Origin of the sequence: Actinomadura sp. 3N508 (genome assembly GCF_044326375.1) — a bacterium.
Taxonomy (GTDB): Bacteria; Actinomycetota; Actinomycetes; order Streptosporangiales; family Streptosporangiaceae; genus Spirillospora.
Window position 1 is genome coordinate 168,391 of record NZ_JBIRAX010000002.1, and the last position, 20,970, is coordinate 189,360.

At 70.6% G+C, this 20,970-nt stretch carries 23 protein-coding genes; 13 read left to right on the plus strand and 10 right to left on the minus strand.

Annotated elements, in window-relative coordinates; all coding sequences use genetic code 11:
- Window positions 1–21: 21 nt before the first annotated feature.
- The 6 genes from ACH34S_RS07105 to ACH34S_RS07130 are packed head-to-tail and all read left to right on the plus strand — an operon-like array spanning window position 22 to window position 5,932.
- The gene (locus tag ACH34S_RS07105) at window positions 22–1,266 is read left to right on the plus strand and encodes a hypothetical protein (RefSeq protein WP_395951612.1); all 1,245 of its coding nucleotides are present in this window, start codon (window positions 22–24) and stop codon (window positions 1,264–1,266) included.
- On the plus strand, window positions 1,263–2,186 hold the full coding sequence (locus ACH34S_RS07110) for a VOC family protein (protein ID WP_395951613.1): 924 nt from the start codon (window positions 1,263–1,265) through the stop codon (window positions 2,184–2,186). The genes ACH34S_RS07105 and ACH34S_RS07110 overlap by 4 nt, the downstream gene beginning before the upstream one ends.
- On the plus strand, window positions 2,183–3,031 hold the full coding sequence (locus ACH34S_RS07115; protein ID WP_395951614.1) for an alpha/beta fold hydrolase: 849 nt from the start codon (window positions 2,183–2,185) through the stop codon (window positions 3,029–3,031). Before ACH34S_RS07110 ends, ACH34S_RS07115 begins: the two co-directional genes overlap by 4 nt.
- Window positions 3,028–4,221 carry an acyl-CoA dehydrogenase family protein gene (locus ACH34S_RS07120; protein WP_395951615.1) on the plus strand — a complete coding sequence of 398 codons (1,194 nt, stop codon included), beginning with the start codon at window positions 3,028–3,030 and terminating at the stop codon, window positions 4,219–4,221. Before ACH34S_RS07115 ends, ACH34S_RS07120 begins: the two co-directional genes overlap by 4 nt.
- Window positions 4,218–5,078, plus strand: coding sequence for an alpha/beta fold hydrolase (locus tag ACH34S_RS07125; protein WP_395951616.1), 861 nt, complete (start codon window positions 4,218–4,220; stop codon window positions 5,076–5,078). Before ACH34S_RS07120 ends, ACH34S_RS07125 begins: the two co-directional genes overlap by 4 nt.
- 11 nt (window positions 5,079–5,089) lie before the next feature.
- A complete protein-coding gene (locus ACH34S_RS07130; RefSeq protein WP_395951617.1) occupies window positions 5,090–5,932 on the plus strand; it encodes a fumarylacetoacetate hydrolase family protein in 843 nt (280 codons plus the stop codon).
- 70 nt (window positions 5,933–6,002) lie between these two features.
- Here ACH34S_RS07130 and ACH34S_RS07135 read toward each other — a convergent pair whose 3' ends face one another.
- Genes ACH34S_RS07135 through ACH34S_RS07150 form a run of 4 tightly spaced genes read right to left on the minus strand, consistent with a single transcriptional unit; the run spans window position 6,003 to window position 10,730 of the window.
- Window positions 6,003–6,725: an ABC transporter ATP-binding protein gene (locus ACH34S_RS07135; protein ID WP_395951618.1), complete on the minus strand. Its 723-nt coding sequence runs from the start codon at window positions 6,723–6,725 to the stop codon at window positions 6,003–6,005.
- A 13-nt stretch (window positions 6,726–6,738) separates the two neighbouring features.
- On the minus strand, window positions 6,739–8,436 hold the full coding sequence (locus ACH34S_RS07140; RefSeq protein ID WP_395951619.1) for an ATP-binding cassette domain-containing protein: 1,698 nt from the start codon (window positions 8,434–8,436) through the stop codon (window positions 6,739–6,741).
- Window positions 8,437–8,441: 5 nt separating this feature from the next.
- Window positions 8,442–9,356: a branched-chain amino acid ABC transporter permease gene (locus ACH34S_RS07145; protein WP_395951620.1), complete on the minus strand. Its 915-nt coding sequence runs from the start codon at window positions 9,354–9,356 to the stop codon at window positions 8,442–8,444.
- A 57-nt stretch (window positions 9,357–9,413) separates the two neighbouring features.
- Window positions 9,414–10,730, minus strand: coding sequence for an ABC transporter substrate-binding protein (locus ACH34S_RS07150; RefSeq protein WP_395951621.1), 1,317 nt, complete (start codon window positions 10,728–10,730; stop codon window positions 9,414–9,416).
- Between the two features lie 191 nt (window positions 10,731–10,921).
- Between ACH34S_RS07150 and ACH34S_RS07155 the strand changes: the two genes are divergently transcribed.
- The 3 genes from ACH34S_RS07155 to ACH34S_RS07165 all read left to right on the plus strand — a co-directional run bounded on the left by ACH34S_RS07155 (window position 10,922) and on the right by ACH34S_RS07165 (window position 12,808).
- Window positions 10,922–11,557, plus strand: a complete 636-nt coding sequence (locus ACH34S_RS07155) for a TetR/AcrR family transcriptional regulator (RefSeq protein WP_395951622.1) — start codon at window positions 10,922–10,924, stop codon at window positions 11,555–11,557.
- Window positions 11,558–11,562: 5 nt separating this feature from the next.
- Entirely contained in the window at window positions 11,563–12,195 is a 633-nt protein-coding gene (locus ACH34S_RS07160) for a TetR/AcrR family transcriptional regulator (RefSeq protein WP_395951623.1), read from the plus strand.
- A 76-nt stretch (window positions 12,196–12,271) separates the two neighbouring features.
- Window positions 12,272–12,808, plus strand: a complete 537-nt coding sequence (locus ACH34S_RS07165; protein WP_395951624.1) for a flavin reductase family protein — start codon at window positions 12,272–12,274, stop codon at window positions 12,806–12,808.
- Between the two features lie 63 nt (window positions 12,809–12,871).
- On the opposite strand, the gene ACH34S_RS07170 is transcribed toward ACH34S_RS07165, so the two are convergent.
- Both ACH34S_RS07170 and ACH34S_RS07175 read right to left on the minus strand, forming a co-directional pair.
- Window positions 12,872–14,047 carry an MBL fold metallo-hydrolase gene (locus tag ACH34S_RS07170; RefSeq protein ID WP_395951625.1) on the minus strand — a complete coding sequence of 392 codons (1,176 nt, stop codon included), beginning with the start codon at window positions 14,045–14,047 and terminating at the stop codon, window positions 12,872–12,874.
- A gap of 156 nt (window positions 14,048–14,203) precedes the next feature.
- On the minus strand, window positions 14,204–15,748 hold the full coding sequence (locus tag ACH34S_RS07175; RefSeq protein ID WP_395951626.1) for an SDR family oxidoreductase: 1,545 nt from the start codon (window positions 15,746–15,748) through the stop codon (window positions 14,204–14,206).
- A gap of 68 nt (window positions 15,749–15,816) precedes the next feature.
- On the opposite strand from ACH34S_RS07175, the gene ACH34S_RS07180 reads away from it, so the two are divergent.
- On the plus strand, window positions 15,817–16,170 hold the full coding sequence (locus ACH34S_RS07180) for a DUF3140 domain-containing protein (protein ID WP_395951627.1): 354 nt from the start codon (window positions 15,817–15,819) through the stop codon (window positions 16,168–16,170).
- A 42-nt stretch (window positions 16,171–16,212) separates the two neighbouring features.
- Here the strand turns inward: ACH34S_RS07180 and ACH34S_RS07185 are convergent, their stop codons facing one another.
- Both ACH34S_RS07185 and ACH34S_RS07190 read right to left on the minus strand, forming a co-directional pair.
- A complete protein-coding gene (locus tag ACH34S_RS07185; protein ID WP_395951628.1) occupies window positions 16,213–16,806 on the minus strand; it encodes a DUF6461 domain-containing protein in 594 nt (197 codons plus the stop codon).
- A 276-nt stretch (window positions 16,807–17,082) separates the two neighbouring features.
- Window positions 17,083–17,562, minus strand: coding sequence for a hypothetical protein (locus ACH34S_RS07190; protein ID WP_395951629.1), 480 nt, complete (start codon window positions 17,560–17,562; stop codon window positions 17,083–17,085).
- Window positions 17,563–17,648: 86 nt separating this feature from the next.
- Here ACH34S_RS07190 and ACH34S_RS07195 point away from each other — a divergent pair, with 86 nt between their 5' ends.
- On the plus strand, window positions 17,649–18,224 hold the full coding sequence (locus ACH34S_RS07195; protein WP_395951630.1) for a TetR/AcrR family transcriptional regulator: 576 nt from the start codon (window positions 17,649–17,651) through the stop codon (window positions 18,222–18,224).
- A 132-nt stretch (window positions 18,225–18,356) separates the two neighbouring features.
- Here the strand turns inward: ACH34S_RS07195 and ACH34S_RS07200 are convergent, their stop codons facing one another.
- Window positions 18,357–18,635 (minus strand): methyltransferase family protein, encoded by a 279-nt coding sequence (locus tag ACH34S_RS07200; protein ID WP_395951631.1) that lies wholly within the window; start codon window positions 18,633–18,635, stop codon window positions 18,357–18,359.
- A gap of 143 nt (window positions 18,636–18,778) precedes the next feature.
- Window positions 18,779–19,303, minus strand: coding sequence for a winged helix-turn-helix transcriptional regulator (locus tag ACH34S_RS07205; RefSeq protein WP_395951632.1), 525 nt, complete (start codon window positions 19,301–19,303; stop codon window positions 18,779–18,781).
- 742 nt (window positions 19,304–20,045) lie between these two features.
- On the opposite strand from ACH34S_RS07205, the gene ACH34S_RS07210 reads away from it, so the two are divergent.
- Together ACH34S_RS07210 and ACH34S_RS07215 are read left to right on the plus strand one after the other, a co-directional pair.
- Window positions 20,046–20,522 (plus strand): 4-oxalocrotonate tautomerase family protein, encoded by a 477-nt coding sequence (locus ACH34S_RS07210; protein WP_395951633.1) that lies wholly within the window; start codon window positions 20,046–20,048, stop codon window positions 20,520–20,522.
- A gap of 239 nt (window positions 20,523–20,761) precedes the next feature.
- A complete protein-coding gene (locus ACH34S_RS07215) occupies window positions 20,762–20,953 on the plus strand; it encodes a hypothetical protein (protein ID WP_395951634.1) in 192 nt (63 codons plus the stop codon).
- Window positions 20,954–20,970 lie beyond the last annotated feature (17 nt).

Here is a 20,970-nt window from a genome sequence, read left to right on the forward strand (position 1 = left end):
GATCGTTCTACCATCCATGTAGTGACTGCTACAGAGATGCCGGTCACGCCCGGGATCACCCGCTCTCGACTACCGAAGGAACTGACGCCGATGACCGTCCTGGACGAGCTCCGCCGGCTGGAGCCGGAGTTTCGCGCCGAGGAGGACCTGTCGGCCGAGCAGCGCACGCTGACCGGCCGGGCCTTCACGCTCATGCAGGAGACCGGCCTCATGCGCGGCCTGCAGCCGAAACGCTGGGGCGGTGCCGAGCTGTCGCTGCGCGAGCACCTCACCGCCGTCTACGAGCTCGGCCGGATCGCGCCGTCGGCGGGCTGGGTCGCCGGGGTCATGGGCTCGCACCCGTGGCAGCTCGCGCTGTTCCCCGAGGAGACGCAGGCCGAGATCTGGGCGTCCGACCCGGACTGGAACGCCTCGTCCTCCTACGCCCCGACCGGGAAGATCGAGCCGGTCGACGGCGGGTACCGGGTGTCGGGACGCTGGTCGTTCTCGTCCGGCTGCGACCACGCCCAGGGCGTGATCCTCGGCGGCTTCGCCGGGAAGGTCGAGGTCGCGCCCGGCGTGGAGGTGCCGAACTACGGCTCCGCGCTGCTGCACCGCGACCAGTACGAGATCGAGGACACCTGGCACGTCCGCGGCTCGCGCGGCACGGGCAGCAAGGACATCGTCGTCGCGGACGCGTTCATCCCCGGACGCCGCTTCCTGTCCAGCCCCCTGTACGAGTACAACCCGGACCGTCCCGCCCCCGGCATGGAGACGAACCCGGCCGCGCTCTACAAGGTGCCGTGGGCGGTGATGTTCAACCTCGTCCTCGTCGCGCCGATGCTGGGGCTCGGACGCCGCGTCCTGGACGACTGGACGTCCGACACCCGCGTCCGCAAGGCGAACTGGGGCGGCACCTACGCCGACGACCCGCTGATGCAGATGCACCTGGCCGAGGCCGAATGGGTGCACGACGCCGCCGTCATGAAGATGTACGACGCGATCGACACGATCACCGAGGCCGCCGAGGCGGGCGTGCACCTCGGCAAGCGGCAGCGGGCCCGGCTGCGCTGGAACATCACCAAGGGCTGCCAGGACGTCGGCTTCGCGATCAACCGGCTGATGCGCGCCGCGTCCGGCCGGACCGTCTTCGTCGACCACCCCCTCCACCGCGTCTACCAGGACGTGGTCGCCGAGCTGGGGCACGCGTTCCTGGTCTCCGACGGCGTCGGCCGGTACTACGGCGCCGCGCTTCTCGACTCGTCCGCTCCGGAGGTCATGCTGTGATTTCGCAACTCGCGTACCTGGGGATCGCGTCCCCGAAGGCCGAGGAGTGGCGCGACTACGCCACCCGGCTGCTCGGCGCGGTCATCGCCGAGGACGGGCCGGACGGCGCCGTCCGGGTCAAGGTCGACGACCGGGGCTACCGCATCGCCGTCCACCCGGCGGAGGAGGACGAGCTCCGCTACGTCGGCTGGGACTGCGCCAACGAGACCGTCCTGCGGGACTATGTCGCGGAGCTGCGCGGCAAGGGCGTCGAGGTGCGCGCGGGCGGTGCCGACGAGCTGAAGGAACGGCAGGTCGCCGAGCTGTACTGGTTCACCGACCCGTTCGGGAACCGGCACGAGCTGGTCTGGGGCCAGTACTCGAACCCGAACTCGTTCTTCCCCGGACGCCCCATGCGCGGCCGCTTCGTCACCGGCGACCTCGGCCTCGGCCACGTCGTGCTGATCGTCCCGGACCTGGAGAAGGCCAACGCGTTCTACGCCGGCACGCTCGGCTTCCGGCTCTCCGACCGGGTGAAGAGCGACATCTTCAACCTGCGCTTCTACCACTGCAACGGCCGCCACCACTCGCTGGCCGTCGCCGAGATCCCCGGCATGACCGGCATCAACCACCTGATGCTGGAGGTCGAGTCGTTCGACGATCTCGGCACGGCGATCGACCTGTTCACCGCCGACCCGGAGCGGGAGATCCTGCTGTCGCTCGGACGGCACACCAACGACCTGATGACGTCCATCTACGTGCAGACGCCGTCCTCGATGCAGATCGAGTACGGGTACGGCGGGATCACCGTTGACGACCTCACCTGGGTCGCGGGCACGCACGACCTGCCGTCCATCTGGGGCCACCACCGCTCGCAGGCGTACCTGGACGGTCCGCCCGGGATCTTCCGCACGATCGCCTCGCCGGAGGCGGCCGGATGAGCGCCGCGATCCGGGTCGAGGACGTCGCGATCGGCGGCGGCCGGCACCTGCGCGTCAACCAGACCGGCACGCCGGGCACGCCCGCACTGCTCTTCCTGCACGGCTCCGGGCCGGGCGTGACGGCCGCGTCGAACTGGCGGGAGGTCATCGAGGGGCTAGGCGACACCTACCACTGCGTCGCGCCCGACATCCTCGGCTTCGGCGACTCCAGCTACCCCGACCCGCAGCCGCAGGGCTTCGCGGCGCAGGCAGAGGTGCGCATCGAGGCGCTGTTCCAGCTCCTGGACGCGCTCGGCCTGGAGAAGGTCGTCCTCGTCGGCAACTCGATGGGCGGGATGTACTCGCTGCGCATGGCACAGCTCCGCCCCGACCTGGTCGACGGGATCGTGCTGATGGGCTCGGGCGGCATGCCCGCCCTGGAGCCGACCCCCGAGCTGATCAAGCTGATCACCTATTTCGACGACCCGACCGTCGAGGCGATGGCGGAGCTGCTGATCCAGTTCGTCCACGACAAGAGCGCGTTCGGCGACACGGTGGAGAAGGTCGCGGCCGAGCGGATGCCGGTCGTGGAGCGCCCGTGGATCGAGGCGGGGCACCGGGCCATGTTCGGGCCCGAGATGCTGAGCTTCGCCCCGGACGACCTCGCGAAGATCGACAAGCCGGCGCTGGTGGTGCACGGCCGCCAGGACGTCATCGTCCCGCTGGAGTGCGGCTACTACCTGGCCGAGCACCTGCCGCAGGCCGACCTTTACGTGATCAACGAGTGCGGGCACTGGACGCAGATCGAGCAGGCCGCGCGCTTCCAGGCGATCGTGCGGACCTTCCTCGGAGGACGGAACCTATGAGCATGATCGACCCTATGAGCATGATCGGCAGGGCGCGGGCGGCGGCGCCCGCGCTCGCGGCGGCCGACGCGGCGAGCGCCGAGCAGGGAAGGCTGACCGCCGAAGCGGTGGAGGCGCTCGAATCGACGGGCGTGTTCCGCGCGCTCCAGCCCGCCCGGTGGGGCGGCGGCGAGGTCCATCTCGCCGAGTACGCGGACACGGTGATGGAGATCGGGCGGGCGTCCGCGTCCGCCGGGTGGGTGGCGTCCGTCGTGGGCGTCCACCCGTGGCAGATCGCCCTGTTCCCGGAGGAGACGCAAAAGGAGATCTGGGGCACGGACCCGGCGCGGCGGATCGCCTCGTCCTACACGCCGACCGGGAAGATCGAGAAGGTGCCCGGCGGATATCGGGTGTCGGGACGCTGGAGCTTCTCCTCCGGCAGCGGGATCTGCTCCGGCGTCATCCTCGGCGGCATCGCCGGGCGCCGCGAGCTGAACGGCGTGGAGTACCCCGACTTCACGTCCGTGCTCCTCGACGAGGGCGACTACCGGATCGAGGAGACCTGGAACGTCGCGGGCCTGCGCGGCACCGGGTCCGACGACATCGTGGTGGACGGCGTGTTCGTCCCCGAGCACCGGGGCCAGTCGCACGTGTTCTACACGCACGGGCTCGGCACGCCGCTGCCCGGTCAGGAGCTCAACGACGGGCCCCTGTACCGGACGCCCTGGGCCGTCGTCTTCAACCTGATCATCGCGGCGGGCGCGGTCGGCGCGTGCCTCGGCTTCTACGACCAGTGGGTCGGTGAGACCCGGGGCCGCCGCACCAACTACGGGCAGCTCCTCCGCGAGGAGCCGACCGTGCAGAACCAGGTCGCCGAGGCGGCCTGGCAGCTCGACGCGGCCGTCCTCAAGGTGCGGCGGACCGCCGGCGAGCTGATGGAGCACGCCGGGCGCGGCGAGATCCCGTCGCTGGACCAGCGCGCCTTCTGGCGGTGGGACGTCGCCCGGTCGGCGAACGCGGCGCTCGACACCGTCCAGGCGCTGATGCGGGTCTCGTCGGGCCGTTCGGCGTTCGTCGACCACCCGCTCCAGGCGAAGTTCCAGGACGCGGTCGCGGCCGGAAGCCACGCCTTCCTCTTCGGCGACCCGCTCGCCAAGGCGTGGGGCGGGCGCCATCTCGGCGCCGAGAAGCCCGCGGAGGTGCACCTGTGACGGCCGTGATCACCTCGTCGGACGTGGCCGTCCGCGTCCGCGGGGACGAGCTGTCCTTCCGGCTGCACGAGACCGGCGAGCGCGGCCCGGAGGCCGTGCTGTTCCTGCACGGTTCCGGGCCCGGCGCGACCGGGCTGTCGAACTGGGAGCGGATCATCGCCGATCTCGGGCACCGGTTCTGGTGCCTGGCACCCGACCAGATTGGGTTCGGCGACTCCTCGCACCCGCTCGACGCGCCGCGCGGGATGGGGCCGTTCAACGAGCTGCGGGCCGAGGCGCTGCTCGCCCTGGTGGACGTTCTCGGCCTGGAGAAGGTCCACCTGGTCGGCAATTCGATGGGCGGGCAGCTCGCCGTCCTGATGACGCTGGCCCGTCCGGAACTGGTGGGCAAGGTGCTGCTGATGGGCAGCGGCGGCGCGCCGGACATGCCGGTCAGCCCCGGCCTCAAGCATCTCCGCGAGTTCTACGCGTCGCCGAGCGCGGAGTCGTTGAAGGGGCTGCTCAGCGAATTCGTGTACGACCTCGAACCGCTGCTCGGCACCGTCGACCGGGTCGTGGCGGAGCGGATGGCGTATGTGAACCGGGACGACGTCCGCCGGTCGCACGAGGCGTCCTTCGACCCGGACGGCGCCCGCCGGTTCTTCTCCCGCGAAGAGCTCGCGACCATCACGCACGACGTGCTGTGCGTCCACGGCCGCGACGACCGCATCATCCCGGTGGACGCGAGCCGCTACTTCGCCGGCTCGCTCCCCAAGGCCAATCTCTACGTCATCGGGCAGTGCGGCCACTGGACCCAGATCGAGCATCCCGAGACGTTCGAGAAGCTCCTGCTGGGTTTCGTCGACGGCCAGATCTGAGGAAGCGGCACATGCGCATCGCCAACCACGCGGGACGGGCCGTCCTCGTCCTTTCCGACGGCAAGGGCGCGGACATAGCGACCGCCTCGGGCGGACGTTTCGGCCCCGGCCCGCAAAGCGTCTACGACCATTGGGACGCCTTCACGGCCTGGGCGGAGAAAGCCGCGCCCGTGCCGGATGTCGAGATCGACCGATCCCGGCTGGAATCACCGTCGCCGGAACCGTCGCAGGTGGTCGCGATCGGGCTGAACTACGCCGATCACGCGGCGGAGACCGGATTCGAGCCGCCGAAGGATCTGCCGCCGGTGTTCACGAAGTTCGCCTCGTCAATCACCGGGCCGTACGGCGAGATCGCGCTGCCGGACGGCGGCCACACCGACTGGGAGGTCGAGGTCGTCGCGGTCATCGGCCGCACGGCCCACCGCGTCTCGGCCGGCGACGCCTGGGACCATGTCGCCGGTCTCTCGGCCGGCCAGGACCTTTCAGAGCGGATCCTGCAATTCGTCGGTGAGGCGCCCCAATTCGGCTTCGCCAAGTCGTATCCGGGATTCGCGCCGATCGGCCCCTGGCTGGTGACGCCCGACGAGTTCGCCGACCGCGACGACCTCGCGCTCGGCTGCTCCATCGACGGGGAGACGGTGCAGGACGGGCGCACGTCCAAGCTCATCTTCTCCATTCCCCGGACGATCGCGAAACTGTCCGAGGTCATCACGCTGCGCCCAGGCGACGTCATCTTCACGGGCACGCCGGACGGCGTCGGACTCGGCCGCAGCCCGCAGCGCTTCCTGCGCTCCGGCGAAACACTCCGCACCTGGGTGGAGGGCATCGGCGAAATGGAGCACACCTTCCGCTGAACCGCCCGCGCTGAACCGCCCATGCCAAGGCCCCGGGACTTCACCTCATCCCGGGGCCTTGAGCGCGTCCTTAGAACAGATCCCAGAAATCGGTTCGCTGCTTCATCTGCTCGGCGGTCTCCTCAAGGATGACCTCGCCGGAGCGCATCACGTAGGCGCGGTCCGCGATCTGCAGGGCCTGCTTGACGTTCTGCTCCAGCAGCAGGATGCCGATGCGCTCGCCGTCGGCGAGCGAGCGGAGCCGTCCGAAGATGGTCTCGACGACGGACGGCGCGAGCCCGAGGGACGGCTCGTCCAGCAGCAGCAGGCGGGGACGCGCCATCAGCGCCATTCCCAGGCTCACCATCCGCTGCTGCCCGCCCGACATCGACCCGGCCGGCTGCTTCTCCCGCTCGTCCAGGATCGGGAACAGTTCCCTGACCGCCGCGAGCCGCTCCCCGGTGTCCGACCCGGACGGCGCGTTCGCCGCGCCGAGCAGCAGGTTGTCACGCACCGAAAGGTCCGGGAACACGAACCGCTCGGACGGGATCATCGCGACGCCCGCCGCCACGACCCGGCGGACCGGGCCGCGCGTCAGGTCCCGTCCGCCGATCCGGACCGTTCCGGACCGGGGGCGGACGGCCCCGAGCACCGACCTGATCGCGGTGGTCTTCCCGGCGCCGTTGTGCCCCATCAGCGCCACGATCTCGCCCGCGTCGACCCGGAGGCCGACGCCGTGCAGCACCTCCTTGCGGCCGTAGCCCGCCACCAGGTCGCTCACGTCGAGCAAAGGCGCGTCCCGCACCGCGGTCATCGGCGGTCCTCCCTCACTGTGCGCCGAAGTAGGCTTCGGCGAGCCGGGCCGAGCCGGTCAGCTCGGCGATCGTGCCCGACGCGGTGATCTCGCCGAGTTCCATGAAGCAGGTGTGGTCGGACAGCTCGCGCACCACGTCGAGGTTGTGCTCGACCAGGCAGACGGTGCGGCCCTCGTCCCGGACGGCGGCGACCATGGCGAGCATGGTCTCGACCCAGGTCGCGTCCACGCCGGACGCGGGCTCGTCCAGCAGCAGGACGTCCGCGCGGGTGGCGAGCGCCCGCGCCAGCGAGACGAGCTTCGACTGGCCGTAGGAGAGCGCCCCGGCGGGCGTCCCGGCGTGGTCGGCCATGCCGACGAAGCCGAGCCATTCCATCGCCTCCGCGGCGGCGGCGCGGTCGGCGCGGGAGACGCCGCGGCCGGGCACGAACAGCCGGCCGAGGCGTTCGCCCGGCTGGCCGGGCACGGCGAGCATGACGTTCTCCAGGCACGTCAGCCGGTCCAGCAGCCGGACGTCCTGGAACGTGCGCACCAGCCCGGCCCGGACGATCAGGTCGGGGCGCATCCCTACCAGCTCCGCGCCGTTCAGCCGCACCGATCCGGAATCGGGGACGACGATGCCGGTGAGCAGGTTGAACGCGGTCGTCTTCCCGGCCCCGTTCGGCCCGACGAGCGCCGTGATCGTGCCGCGGCGCAGTTCGAGCGCGATGTCCTTGGCGGCGGTGATGCCGCCGAAGCGCTTCGACAGCCCGTCCGCGCGCAGCACCACCTCCGCGTCCGCGTAGGCGACGCGGCCCGACGACGCTTCGCGAGGCGACACCGCTACCCGCGCCGTCCCGGGCGGGGCGACCCGCCTGGACCGCTCGGGGAACAGCCCCTGCGGCCGGACGATCATCACGAGCACCAGCAGCGCGCCGTACAGCACGACCTGCCACAGCGCGGCCTGCGTGCTCTGCACGCCGAGCACCTCGCGCAGCACCGGCTCGATCATCGTGAGCGCGATCCCGGCCACGACCGAGCCGAGCAGGTTGGCGTTGCCGCCGACGATCACCATCGCGAACACCGCCATCGCGAGCGGGAACCCGAACGCCGACGGCGTCGCCTGCCCGAGCCAGCCCGCGTAGACGCCGCCGACCAGCCCGGTCAGCCCGCTGGTGATCGCGAAGATGCCGACCTTGCGGCCGAAGGTGTCCTTGCCGAGCGCCCGGGTCGCGACGGCGTCCTCGCGGATGCCCTTGAGCACCCGCCCGTACGGCGACTCGCCGAGGCGGTGGCAGACCGCGAAGACCAGCGCGAGAACGGCCGCGGACGGGACCAGCCAGTCGGACGGCCCGTCCAGTTCGAACCCGAACAGCCGCAGCCCGCCGACGCCGGTGATGCCCATGACGCCGCCGAGGGAGTCGAACGTGGCGAAGACTCCGATGATCCCGAGCGAGAACGCCAGCGTCATCAGGATGAGGAACTCCTGCGCGAGCCCGAGCGCGATCAGCCCGATCACCACGCCGAACGCGGTCGCGACCAGCACGGCGACGGCCAGCGACGCGAGGTAGGGCCAGCCGTGCACGCCCGCGAGGAAGCAGACGGCGTACCCGCCGACGCCCGCGAACGCGGCGTGCGCGACGGAGACCTGCCCGGCGTAGCCGACGAGCAGGTTGACGCTGACGGCGAGCGCCGCGAGCAGGAGCGCCTGGTCCAGATAGTTGATCCACATGGCGTTCAGGCCCTCCGCACCGGCGCGAGACGAATTGCGGGCAGCCGGTCCTTCACGGCGAGGAACGCGAGGTACCCGGTGAGGACGGTGAACACGGCGGTCTGCGTCCATTGCAGCGACAGCCAGATCGACGCCCACTGCTCCAGCAGCCCGAGCCCGATGCCCACCGGCAGCGCCCGCAGCGGGGAGGAACGCGTCCCGGCCAGGAAGGCGACCACGAAGCCGTAGATGACCGTCGTGTCGCCCATCGTCGGCTGCACCGTGTAGAGCAGGCCGTACCAGAGCGCGCACACGCCGGAGACGAGCCCGGCGATCGCGAAGCAGACGAGGTTGACCCGGCGGACGCTGATCCCGAGCACGGACGCCAGTACCGGGTTGCTGCGCACGGCCTTGATCGAACGTCCGATCGGCGTGAACGCCAGGAACGCCGCCAGCCCGGCGACGAGGACGAGGCACGTCGCCACCAGGTAGAGCTCGAAGTTGGAGACCCGCACCGGGCCGACGTCGTGCCGCACCTGGTCGGGGCCGTAGAACGGCACGCCGCTGGTCCCGAACTTCAGCTGGAGCAGCGCGATGCCCGCGGTGCTGACACCGATCGACGTCACCAGCACGGCGAGCATGGCGCGGTCGGCGGCCCGGCGCGCGACCGGCTCGTAGACACCGGCCTCCAGCAGCATGCTCACCGCGACCGCCGTGCCGAGCCCGATCAGCGCGGACGGCCAGAACGGCACGCCGAGACCGTCCATCACCCAGAAGGCGGCGTAGGGCGCCGCGGTGTAGGTGAGCGCGTACGCGAAATGGAAGCGGGCGGTGACCCCGATGACGAGCGCCAGCCCGGCCCCGAGCGCCGCGTAGAACGCGCCCCGGACGAGGCCGTTCGCCGTCAGCTGCCAGAGTTCGGCGTCCAGCAGGTCATGCATGGCTCCTCCGGAATCGAGGGACGGGGACGGCCCGCCGGGCCGCCCCCCGACAGTCGGTCACTCCGCGAGGCGGAACTCCTGCCCCTTGACGTCATAGGTGGCGAGCGCCTTGACCTTGCCGTCCTTGTACTCGAAGACGCCCATCGGGCGCTTCGCGACACCGTGCGTCGCGAGGTCGATCTGGAGAGAGCCGACCGTGCCGGTGTCACCGCCGTAGACCGACGCGAACTTCGGGTCCTTCTCCAGCGCGGCCTTGAGCTGCGTGCTGTCGGAGGGGTTCCCTCCGGCGGCCACGACGCGGCGGATGAGGTCCCAGATCATCAGGGTCTCCTCGTAGGCGTTCGCGGCGTAGAAGTCGGCGGGCTCCCCGTACGCCTTCTCGTAGGCCTCGGCGAACAGCTTGGCCAGCGGGTTGGACGGCTTGGACGCGTCGAAGTAGTCCATCGCGAACTTGAACCCGTCCTTGTCGAGCACGCCCTTGGACGCCTTGACCGCCTCCTGCGTGAACTCGATCCCGAGCAGCTCGCTGCCGATCCCGGCGCTCTTGGCCTGCGCGACGAACGCGCCGGGCGCGGCGCCGCCGAAGGCCACCCAGAGCAGGTCGGGCTCGTTCTTCTTGACCTTGGAGATCATGCTCCCGTAGTCCTGCGAGGTGGGCGCGACGGTCTCCCAGAGGCCGTTGTAGGTCAGGCCCGCGGCCTCGATCTTCGCCTTCATGTCGGCCTGGATCGCCGCGTTCAGCGGGCCGAGGTCGACGCCGACGAGGCCGACCGTCCGGCCCTCGGGGTGGGCGCGCTTGAACCACTCCAGGGCGCCGGGCACCGCGTCGGACGGCGCGACCTCGCGCGTCCCGTAGAAGTACTGGGTGCCCTTGGTGAAGACCTGGGCGCCGCCGACGCCGTCCAGGCTGAGGATCTTGTTCTTGTCGGTGTCGGCGAGCATCGCGCCGAGCCCGTCGCCCATCGAGGTGATCTTCGCCGGGACGCGCTCGGCCGCCAGCTCGGACGCGGCCTGCTTGGCGGCGACGGGGTCGGGGCCCTTGATGTCCTTGACGCTCAGCTTGATCGCGGGGCCGCCGGCCGCCTTGATCTGCTTGGTCGCGAGCTCGATGGCGTTGCGCATCGACTCGCCGTTGGCGGCGGACGGGCCGGACAGCGTCAGCGCGGCACCGAGCGTGAAGCCGACCTTGCCGCCGAGGTCGGCACCGTCCTTGATGCCGAGAAGTTTGACCAGGTCGGTGGCCTGGGTCTTGGCGTCCTCGGCACTGACTCCGGCATCGCCGGAGCCGCAGGCCGCGAGGGTCAGGGCCGTGACCGCCGCGAGGACGGGGGCGATCAGCCGCCGGCGGCGGGGTCCGCTGCGAGGGATGGGCATGTTCTTCTCCGTTTCGCTGACCAACGCCGCGGCGTTGCCACGAAGCAACCGCGCCCGAAGAGTCCGTATTGATCACTACACTGATTGGAGTGATCACTACAGGGACGCATGGCGACCGTACCCATGATGTGATGGGCGGCACAACCCCCTGCAGGGGCCGAGTTTTCACAGGCCAGAGGAGCGACAAGCAGATGCGGAAGACGGCGCGCCGCCACCAACAGGGCGAGGAGTCGAGGGTGCGGATCCTGGAGGCGACCCTCGCCATCGCCGCCGAGCGCGGCTACGACGGCACCTCGATCGCCCTGGTCACGGAGGCCACCGGGCTGCCGGCCAGCTCCGTCTACTGGCACTTCCGCAACAAGGACGAGCTTCTCGCCGAGACCCTGGAGTTCAGCTACCGGCGCTGGCGGGAGACCGCCCCGACCTGGCAGGACCGGGTCGGGATCGCCGACCCCGCCGAGGAGGTCCGCGACCGGCTGCAGCGGGCCTCGCGCGCGATCGCCGACCGTCCCGAGTTCTGGCGGCTCGGGCTGATGCTCGGGCTCGCGAACCGCCCGAAGGAGCCCGCCGCGCGGCGCCGCTACATCGAGGTCCGCGCCGAGACCCGCGACGCCATCCGCGACTGGTGGGAGCAGGTGCTCCCGGACGGCGCGCCGGAGCGGGCGCGTGAGGTCGCCGACCGGATGTCCCGGTTCCACCTCGCCGTCATGGACGGGCTCTACGTCGGCGTCCACGCGGGCCGGGACTGGAACCTGGAGCGCCTTGTGAACCTGATCGCCGCGGGCGTGCACGCGCAGGCCATGACGTGGCTCGGCGAGTCGAGGTGAGCGCGATGCCGCCGTCCTCCCGCCGCGCGTCCCGTCCCGCCGAAGACCGTGAGATCTCCCGGGTCCGCATCCTCAAGGCCGCCGCCGAGATCGCCTCCGAACTCGGCTACGAGGGCACCACGATCTCCCGGGTCACCAAGCGGTCCGGCCTCCCGGCCAGCTCCGTCTACTGGTTCTTCCGCGACAAGGACCACCTCATCGCCGAGGTCGTCCGGCACAGCTTCGAGCAGTGGATCGCCGCCCAGCCGCGCTGGGAGCGCGACCCGCGCGACGAGCGCCCGCTGGCGGACGGGCTGCGCGCGATCCTGTCGCGCTCGGTGCGCACCCTGCCCGGCGCGCCGGACTTCCTCCGCATCGGCCACATGCTGCTGCTGGAGTCCCGCGAGGTGGAGGCGGAGGCACGGCAGTACTTCCTCGCCACCCGCGACGCGGTCGCCAGCAGCATCGCGGCCTGGTTCACCTCGTACTTCGACACCGAGCTGCGGGCCCGCCGTCCCGAGCTGGCGATGGACCTGGCCCGCATCGTCCTCGCCTCGACCGACGGGCTGTTCCTGGCCCACCAGATCCACGACGACTGGGACCCGGACGACTTCATCGAGATCATCGTCGCCATCGTCGAGGCGGCCGTCGCGGACTGAGTCCGGGGAGACGGTTGTCACGCGGGGGTCGCCCATGGCAGTCTCTGTAGTGATCGCTACAGGGAGGAGTTCCGCCATGCCGCTGACCGCGAACGGCGCCATCGACCCGGATTGCTTCCGTCACGTGCTGGGCCGGTACCCGACCGGCGTCGTCGTCGTCACCGCGCTCGCAGCGTCCGGCGCGGCCATCGGCATGACGGTCGGCTCGTTCACCTCCGTGTCGCTCGACCCGCCGCTGGTGGCGTTCCTGCCCGACAAGAACTCCAGCTCGTGGCGGGCGCTGCGCGAGTCGGGCGAACGGTTCTGCGTGAACGTCCTGTCCGCCGCCCAGGAGGACGTCTGCCGCGCGGTCGCGATGCGCAAGACCGACAAGTTCCACGACATCGGCTGGCGCCCGTCCCCCGCCGGGAACCCGGTCATCAACGGCGCGGTCGCCTGGATCGACTGCGTCACCGAGCAGCTGCACGACGCCGGCGACCACCAGATCGTCATCGGCCGGGTCGTCCACCTCCAGCTGGGAGACGACGACACTCCCCTGCTCTTCCACCGCGGCGCCTACGGCACCTTCACCCCCACCGACTCCGCCGCCCGCCGTCGCACCCCCACCGGCTGAGGCGCCTGCCCGCGACGGCACAGGACCCCCGGCCCCGCGCGCGGGGCCGGGGGTCCCGGCGGTTCAGCGCTTCCTGCGCCCCACGCCGATCTGCATGAGGTCGCGCCCGGGGACGACCGGCCCGCCGAAGTCGCGGCCCGGCCGCCGCCACCGTCCGTCCGGGAGGTGACCGGGCGTGAAGTGGTTCAGGACGAGCTTGCCCGCCCCCGCCCGCCGCGCCACCTGGCCGACCTGCTCCGTGGTGGTGTGGGCGCCGATCATGTGGTTGATGTAGCCCTCCTTGATCTCCGGCGGGACGGGCAGCGCCGCGATGCTCTGCTCGACCCACGCCTGGTCGATCACCTCGTGGACGAGGACGTCGCAGTCCCCGGCCAGGTCCACCAGGTTGTCCGAGACCGTGGTGTCGCCGGAGAACACCACCGAGCCGTCGTCGGTGTCGAACCGGAACCCGAACGCGGGGAACATCTGCCCGTGGTCGACGAGCGTGGCCGTCACGCGCACCCGGTCGTCCTCGTAGACGCGGATGGGCGTGCGCAGGCGCGGGATCCTGTTGGCGGGCGAGGCTCCGTCCGGCAACGCGATGTCGTGGGCCCTCACCCGAGCGGTGATGGCCGGGGACCCGGTGTCGAAGAGCCGGTCGTTGAAGTCGGTGGCGAACGCGGCGACCAGGGACGCGGTCATGTCGGCCGTCCCGGCCCCCGGGTTGTCCGGGTGCACGGGGTCGGGCACGGGCCGGGCGGGCGGGAACACCGCCGGAAGCGCCCCGCGCCTGCCCGGGCCGAACACCTGGACGGGCCGGTCGTCCCGGCCGAGCCCGCCGCCGCAGATGCCGTAGAGCAGCAGCCCCGGGTAGTCGGCGATGTGGTCGGAGTGCAGGTGGGTGAGGAACACGGCGCGCAGGTGGCCGAGGTCGTTCTTGCCCTCGCCCGGTCCGAGCAGCCCCGCGTCCCTCAGGTTGTGGACGGACGAGTTCCCGCAGTCGACCAGGTAGAGGGCGTCGCCGACGACGAGTGCGGAGGACACGCCGTCCCGGTCCGACCCCTTCCACCAGATGGGCCCTCCAGAAGTGCCGAGGAGGACGAGCCGCGTCCCGTACCCCTGCGCGGCCGCCGGGGACGGCGCCCCTTCCGCCGACGCGGTGCCGCCCAGGAAGCCGGACACGGTCACCGCTCCGGCCGCCGCTCCGGCGGATCGCAGCAGCCCTCTGCGGGACAGCCGCGGACGTGACTCTTCGCACATGATGACGACCTCTTCTTTCGCTGGGGTGGCCAGAGGCTTGAGACGAGACGCGCACCGGCGACCGGCCCGCGCACGTTCCCTGTAGTGTTCACTACAGGGACTGGCCGCGACCATACGGCCGATCGAGGCGCGTTGACAAGGGCCCGGCCGCCCGTCCTAGACGGTCTTGGAGCCGCCGTCCGGCTCTCGGCCGGTCGCTTGAGAGGTCTGCTCGGCCGTGCGGGCGATGCCCCGGCACATCCCTCCGAAGATCCGGTCGTGGAACGGCCGGAACGCCCACCAGTACGCGTGCCCCGCGAGCCCTCTGGGGTGGAACAGCGCGCGTTGCGCGAGGACGGTGCGGGAACCGTCCCGGCGCACGCCGAATTCAAGCCAGGCCAGACCGGGCAGCCGCATCTCCGCTCGCAGCCGCAGCAGCCGCCCCGCCTCGTTCTCCTCCACCCGCCAGAAGTCCACCGTCTCCCCCACGCGCAACCGCCGCGGGTCCCGGCGGCCGCGCCGCAGCCCGACCCCGCCCACCAGCCGGTCCAGGGCGCCGCGGACGCGCCAGGCGATCGGGAACGAGTACCAGCCGCGTTCCCCGCCGATCCCCTCGATGACCTCCCACAACCGCTCGGGCGTCGCGCCGGTCCGGCAGGTTCGCTCGTCGGTGTAGAGGCTGCCGCCCGCCCAGTCCGGATCGGTCGGCAGCGGGTCGCTGGGCGCGCCGGGTGTGCTCGCCGACGACCACCGCGTCGCGACGTCGGCCTCGCGGACCCGGCGCAGCGCCAGCTCGACGGAGCGCTCGAAACCGACCGGCCCATCGGGCGGCGAAGGCAGGTGCTCGGCGATGTCGTTCTCGGCGCAGACCACCTCGTTGCGCAGCGACTCCACCAGCGGACGCGCGATCCCGCCGGGAACGGGCGTGATCGCCCCCACCCACAGACTCGACAACCGCGGGCTCAGGACCGGGACCGGCACGATGACCCGGTGCCTGAGCCCGGCCACGGCGGCATAGCGCCGCATCATGTCGCCGTAGGTGAGGACGTCCGGGCCGCCGATGTCGAACCCGCGGGTCACGTCCGCGGGCAGCTCGGCGGCGGCCACCAGGTAGTGCAGGACGTCCCGGATCGCGATCGGCTGGATGCGCGTGTGCACCCACCGCGGCGTGACCATCACCGGCAGCCGCTCGGTCAGGTAGCGCAGCATCTCGAACGACGCCGAACCCGAGCCGATGATCACGGCGGCCCGCAGCCACACCGCCGGGACCCCGCTGCCGAGCATGATCTCGCCGACCTCGGCACGCGACCGCAGGTGCGCCGACAGCTCCTCCTCGGGATCCATGCCGCCGAGATAGACCAGCCGCCCGATGCCCGCCTCCCGCGCCGCGCCGGCGAAGGTCCGGGCCGCCCGGCGGTCGGTCTCCGCGAAGCCGCCCTTGCCGCCGATCGCGTGGATCAGGTAGTACGCGACGTCCACTCCGTCCAGGGCGCGCCGGGTCGACGCTGGATCGGTGGCATCGGCCTCCACGATCTCCACGCGCCCGGCCCATGGGTGATCACGCAACCGCCGGGCCGAGCGGGCCATGCACCGCACCCGGTGGCCGGCGTCCAGCAGCTCCGGCACCAGTCGGCCGCCGATATAGCCGCTGGCCCCCGTCACCAGGCACAGCCGCGGGTGGTGGTCGAAGGCGACGCCGGGTCGATCGGGTTCCGCGGGCATGTCCATCTCCAGGTTGACCAGGTGTTCTGTGGTGACTACCCATCTCGGCGGCGGGTACCGCGAGGCATATGGGCAAGAAGGAGACGAAAGATCCCCATGAGGCGGACGAGAAGGTGGCCGCCGAGTTCGGCAGGGTCGTCAATATGGGGTCCGAGGAACTGGAGCGCTGGCTGCGGACCGAAGAATCGCAGTCGGTCGGCCAGAAGGACGGCGGCGGAGAATCGACCGGCCACGCGTCCGGCCGGAGGATCGTCGAACTTCTGCGCACGAAAAGCTCGGACCTGAGCGAGCAGGACTACGCGCACATGAACAAGGTCGTCGGCTACGTCCATCGCCATCTCGCGCAGAGGCCGTCCGGCGACGTCACAGAGACCAGATGGCGCTATTCATTGATGAACTGGGGCCACGACCCGCTGAAATGACATCACGGACCTATCGGCCACGTGCTTTAGAGCGGTGTCGGGTCAGTCCGGCACGACGCCCAGCAGGTAAGCCGCCTCCTCGAACGTCTCCTCGGTGAGGGAGACACCGGTGATGTGTTCTGCCAGCGCGAACGCCTTGGCGATCGGATTGGTCTCGCCTTCGTCCTCGACGAGCTGGAAGCCTATGGCGCGCATGGCGTCCGTGAGGTCGGTGACGGCGGGGCCCTCCCGCTCCTCGGGCCAGAACGGCGGGAGGTAGAGGCGCAGGTCTCCGTCGTCCAGCCAGTAGAAGTGATCCTGGGTGTAGATGCTGTTGGAATGGCAGACCAGCCGGGTGCCGGCTGACAGCCCAGTGAGCCGTTCACGGTCGGCGAGCAGGTACGCGCCGGGCTCGAACGCCACCGCCCAATCGTCGATCGAGAAGATGCCGACCAGGTCGTCGTGCTCGCGCTCGTTCATCCATTGCTCGTACAGGGCTTCAGCTCCGATGATGCGCGGCGGATCGGTCGGGCGAAGTCTCAGCCTCTCCAGAAGGTGTTGAGGCGACAGGCCGCGCACCATCGCCACGGCGTAGTTCTCGCGAGGGTCCCCGGGGCAGCGGCCCGTCCAGGCGAAGTCTTCGACAGACTTGATCATGGGGTGGCATGTTGTCATCTATGGCGGACATTTCACCCTAAGACCCGAGAGTCACATCGTGCGGTGAGAGCGCGCCCAACCCTCGGCCGAGGGGCTGGTACCGCAGTCCGTCCGCACTGCCGGCTGGTGTGGCGCTACTCGCACCCGGGGTGGTAGGCGGCGTGTACGGCAGCGAACGTCAACGACAGAAGGCAGGACGACCGCTCACTCGATGACGCCTGCCAGGGAGTGGTGGATCACGCTCAGAGGCGAACCGCAGGGATGGCGTGCCGTGCGCTATTGAGGCGGGCCGATCTTTGCCGCCGCGCCATGGAGCAGACCGGGTGCGAGCCGGCGGTGCACAGCGGACAGCGGTGACCACGCGAGACGGCCGAGGGTCCGGTCGTAGCGGAGGAAGGTCGCCAGCGACACGCGCCCGTCGGCCGCCTGGACGAGAAGGTTGCCGGTCAGGAACCAGGAAGCCGCCTCGAGCCGGATCCAGTCCTGGCCACGTCCGGTGATCCGCCATCCGGCCACGGTGTCGGACGATCGGCCCTTGGCGAGCCGGAGTCCGAGCAAGGCGCGCCAGATGAATCGTTCCGCGAGGGTGGGAACGTCGCCGAACATCGCCCGGGCCCACCGTTCCGGCGTGGCGTCCTTGTCGGTGGTGAGGGTGAACATGTCGACGTAGTCGACATCGGACAGCGAACTGAGAGCGCGGACGGGGCGCGGAACGTTGAGCGTCCCCACAGATCTGTCGACCAGGCCGACTGCCATTTCGCGGCCTCCATTCATATATACGGTAGCGTATAGATAGAGGCTAGGCGATGTATACGGTGGCGTATATATCGTGGAGAGGTGAGGTGGGGCACATCGTGGGCGCGACTCGCACGCCGCGTGACAGATGGATCGAGGAGGGGCTGCGGGCGCTGGCCGCGGGCGGTCCGGACGCCGTCCGCGTCGAGGCGCTGGCGAAGAGGCTCGGTGTCACCAAAGGCGGGTTCTACGGGTATTTCGCAGACCGCGGCGCACTGCTGGCGGCGATGCTGGACGCCTGGGAGCGGGAGAGCGTCGACGAGGTGATCGACCGCGTCGAGCGCGAGGGCGGCGACCCGAAGACCAAGATCCAGCGAGCGGGCGGGCTCACCTTCTCCAACGACCGGCTGCTGCCCATCGACCTCGCGATCCGGGACTGGGCCCGGCGCGACGAGGCGGTCGCCGCGCGCCTGCGGCGGGTCGACAACCGGCGCATGGCGCTGCTGCGCGAGGTGATCGGCACCTTCTGCGCCGACGCCGACGAGGTCGAGGCCCGCAGCCTGCTCGCCTTCTGCGCGGCGATCGGCGAGCACTTCCTGGCCGCGGACCACGGCGGCCGCACCAGGGCCCAGGTCCTCGCCCGCGCCGCCGACCTACTGCTCGACCGCCCCCGCAGCGCCTGAAGGGCCTGGTTCGGAAACTCCGAGCGGACGCACGGCTCAGTCAGCGGTGAGGCTGCCACCCGAGCGGACGCGCATGGTGCGAGGCCGCCCGACCGTGCGCGCATGGGCGGGACGCCACTGCCGTAGGCGGTCTCACGGGTTCCGCGGATGCGGGCGCGGCAGCCAGGCCGGGACCGCGCGCCGGTACTCCTCGTGGGCGCCGCCGAATCGCCGGTGCAGGGCAGGCTGCTCGTACAGGTGCACGAAACCCGCGCACGTCACGAACACCGCTGCCGCGTACCAGACCAGTTCGAGCCGGGCGAGCACCAGAACCTGGCCGAAGATCACCGCGAGCACCGCCACGTACATCGGGTTGCGCACATACCGGTAGGCGCCGCTAACCACCAGCCGCTCCGGCGCGGCGACCGGCATGGGCGAGCCGGACGAACGCGTGCAGCACAGGGCGACCACTACCGCGCCGACGGCGAGCAGGGGCAGACGCCGGCACCCCCGAGCCGCTCGGACGTGCCGCCCCCAAGGGGGAGGCTGATCTGGCTGCGGCGGTTCGCCGCACTTCATTCGCTGGGTGCGCTCGTCCCCTCGGAAGAGCCGGGCAGCATCCTTTCGCGAAGGAGCTTCGCCAGGTCGTCGGGCAGGCCCGGTCCTGGCATCGCGACGATCTGGCGAATGTCGACCGGGCGGCCGGTTCTCGCGTCGACCACCTCGATGTCGATCGGCCGGCCCGTCACGCGGTCACGCAGTTCGATGGGCGGCCCGGCGGGATCGGAGAGCCAGCGGTCGCCCCAGCGGATCATCGCGGCGAGCACCGTGAAGAAGTCGCGGCCCTTCTCCGTCAGCCGGTACTCGTGCCGGACCGGGCGCTCCTGGTAGGGGACGCGGTCGAGCATGTCCTCCTCGACGAGGCGGTCGAGGCGCTGGGTGAGGACATTGCGGCTCAGGCCGAGCCGCTGCTGGAACTCCTCGAAACGGCGGGCACCATAGAACGCCTCGCGCATGACCAGAGGAGTCCACCAGTCGCCGGCGAGATCGACGGTGCGAGCGATCGAGCAGTGCCAGGTATCGAAGCGAGTGCGGCGCATGCACCCATGTTAGTTGCCGTACTGAACTGACCCCTTCTAGAGTGAGTCTCTCTAGAGAACTTACCCCGGGAATGCGGGTGAAGGGGCGGCTGATGAGCGTCCGGCTCGACGTGCCCGTCCTTGCCCGTGATCTGGTGCGGTTGGAGCCGCTGACGATGCGGCACGCGCCGGCCCTCGCCGAGGCGGTCGAGGAGGACCGGTCCTCCTGCGACTTCACGCTGGTGCCTCGCGGTGACGAACCCCTGGCACCTGGACGGTCGATGCGATGGCCTGGTCAGGCTTCCGCGCGTTGGCCATGCGACACGTCACGTCGGGAAGGCTCAGCCCTTCCCGCCAGTACCACTCATCCGGATAGATCATCCCGGTCGGGAAAGCGGCCCGCGAAGAGCCCGGCGAGACGGTCGCGCGCCCATCGGAACTGCTCGGTCGTGAACGCAGGTTCCATGACACCGAACCCGTCGAGGTGAAAGCGTTCCCGCGCGGCGCCGGGCTCGTCCCAAGGCGGCGCTGATTGGGCGGGACCGCGGTGTTCCGTCCTTCCCCTGCAGCCTCGACCGTCCACTTCGATCCGGTCGGCTGGCGCACGTGAGAACGGGTCCTACACCGGCACCCCAGGCTGTCCAGAGAGCAGGCACTTCTGGATGTCGGCGACACATGTTCCGAGGTTAGTTGCTGTATTGAACTGACTGGCCTAGGGTAAGTAGCACTAGTGAACTTAGCTGGAAGGGATCCAGACGTGCCGATGATCGACCTCACACTGCCACGCGGTGTGCTCTCGGATGACGCCAAGGCCGAGCTCATGCAGACGCTCACTCGCACCCTCCTGAAATGGGAGGGGGCGAAGCCGGGGAACGAGGCGGCCGAGTCGATCGCCTGGACCTTCCTGCACGAGCCCGCGCTGGTCACGGTGGCCGGACGGCCCGTCCAGCAGCCCCGCTATCGGATCGTGGTCGGAGTGCCGCAGGCCACGCTCGACGACGACGCCAAGGCGGGCCTGGTCGCGGAGGTGACCGATCAAGTCCTGCGCGCCGAGAAGAACGGCCTGGACCCGTCCCCCCAGGACGGCTTCCGCGTCTGGGTGATCGTCAATGAAATCACCGACGGCAACTGGGGCGGCGCCGGTCAGATCTTCCGGCTGCCCGACATCCTCGCCTTCGCCGGCGCGAGCGAGAAGGAGATCCAGCGGCGCACGGGCCGGCTCCATCCATCAACCGGCTAATGCCGCAAGAGGCACCGTTCGCCAGTTGACCACCCGAGGAGCCGCTTCTCCTTGGGGCCGGCGTGGTCGGTGCCGTCGAGAGCGGGCATGCCACGCCGGTACGGGGCGTAGGTGTAGCGCCCGGCTCGGCCGCCCGGTCGAGCAGCCCGGCGCTGATCAGCTGGTTGATCACCGGGTAGCGGCTGCCGTCGCTGACCGGCCGACATGGCTGCATACCCCGAATCGACAAAGAGACTGGGATGACATACACCGAAGAATGGGTGATCGAGCGGGCGCGCGGCGCCTACGAGCATGGCCGGGCATCGTTCGACGTACGGCCCGAACGGGCGGCGCTGCTGGTCATCGACATGCAGGACGAATTCGTCCGGCCCCCTGGAGTCCCTACTGGGTGTCCGCCGCCACCCGGATGGTGCCCCGGCTGCGGCTGCTGACCGAGGAGTGCCGGGCC

Coding starts and splice junctions, on each gene's coding strand:
- ACH34S_RS07140 (WP_395951619.1), bottom strand. CDS start 8,436: ATGTGGATCAACTATCTGGACCAGGCGCTCCTGCTCGCGGCGCTCGCC.
- ACH34S_RS07120 (WP_395951615.1), top strand. CDS start 3,028: ATGAGCATGATCGACCCTATGAGCATGATCGGCAGGGCGCGGGCGGCG.
- ACH34S_RS07165 (WP_395951624.1), top strand. CDS start 12,272: ATGCCGCTGACCGCGAACGGCGCCATCGACCCGGATTGCTTCCGTCAC.
- ACH34S_RS07155 (WP_395951622.1), top strand. CDS start 10,922: ATGCGGAAGACGGCGCGCCGCCACCAACAGGGCGAGGAGTCGAGGGTG.
- ACH34S_RS07135 (WP_395951618.1), bottom strand. CDS start 6,725: ATGACCGCGGTGCGGGACGCGCCTTTGCTCGACGTGAGCGACCTGGTG.
- ACH34S_RS07190 (WP_395951629.1), bottom strand. CDS start 17,562: ATGGCAGTCGGCCTGGTCGACAGATCTGTGGGGACGCTCAACGTTCCG.
- ACH34S_RS07160 (WP_395951623.1), top strand. CDS start 11,563: ATGCCGCCGTCCTCCCGCCGCGCGTCCCGTCCCGCCGAAGACCGTGAG.
- ACH34S_RS07180 (WP_395951627.1), top strand. CDS start 15,817: ATGGGCAAGAAGGAGACGAAAGATCCCCATGAGGCGGACGAGAAGGTG.
- ACH34S_RS07170 (WP_395951625.1), bottom strand. CDS start 14,047: ATGTGCGAAGAGTCACGTCCGCGGCTGTCCCGCAGAGGGCTGCTGCGA.
- ACH34S_RS07210 (WP_395951633.1), top strand. CDS start 20,046: ATGATCGACCTCACACTGCCACGCGGTGTGCTCTCGGATGACGCCAAG.
- ACH34S_RS07115 (WP_395951614.1), top strand. CDS start 2,183: ATGAGCGCCGCGATCCGGGTCGAGGACGTCGCGATCGGCGGCGGCCGG.
- ACH34S_RS07215 (WP_395951634.1), top strand. CDS start 20,762: ATGACATACACCGAAGAATGGGTGATCGAGCGGGCGCGCGGCGCCTAC.
- ACH34S_RS07175 (WP_395951626.1), bottom strand. CDS start 15,748: ATGCCCGCGGAACCCGATCGACCCGGCGTCGCCTTCGACCACCACCCG.
- ACH34S_RS07145 (WP_395951620.1), bottom strand. CDS start 9,356: ATGCATGACCTGCTGGACGCCGAACTCTGGCAGCTGACGGCGAACGGC.
- ACH34S_RS07205 (WP_395951632.1), bottom strand. CDS start 19,303: ATGCGCCGCACTCGCTTCGATACCTGGCACTGCTCGATCGCTCGCACC.
- ACH34S_RS07200 (WP_395951631.1), bottom strand. CDS start 18,635: ATGCCGGTCGCCGCGCCGGAGCGGCTGGTGGTTAGCGGCGCCTACCGG.
- ACH34S_RS07130 (WP_395951617.1), top strand. CDS start 5,090: ATGCGCATCGCCAACCACGCGGGACGGGCCGTCCTCGTCCTTTCCGAC.
- ACH34S_RS07185 (WP_395951628.1), bottom strand. CDS start 16,806: ATGATCAAGTCTGTCGAAGACTTCGCCTGGACGGGCCGCTGCCCCGGG.
- ACH34S_RS07150 (WP_395951621.1), bottom strand. CDS start 10,730: ATGCCCATCCCTCGCAGCGGACCCCGCCGCCGGCGGCTGATCGCCCCC.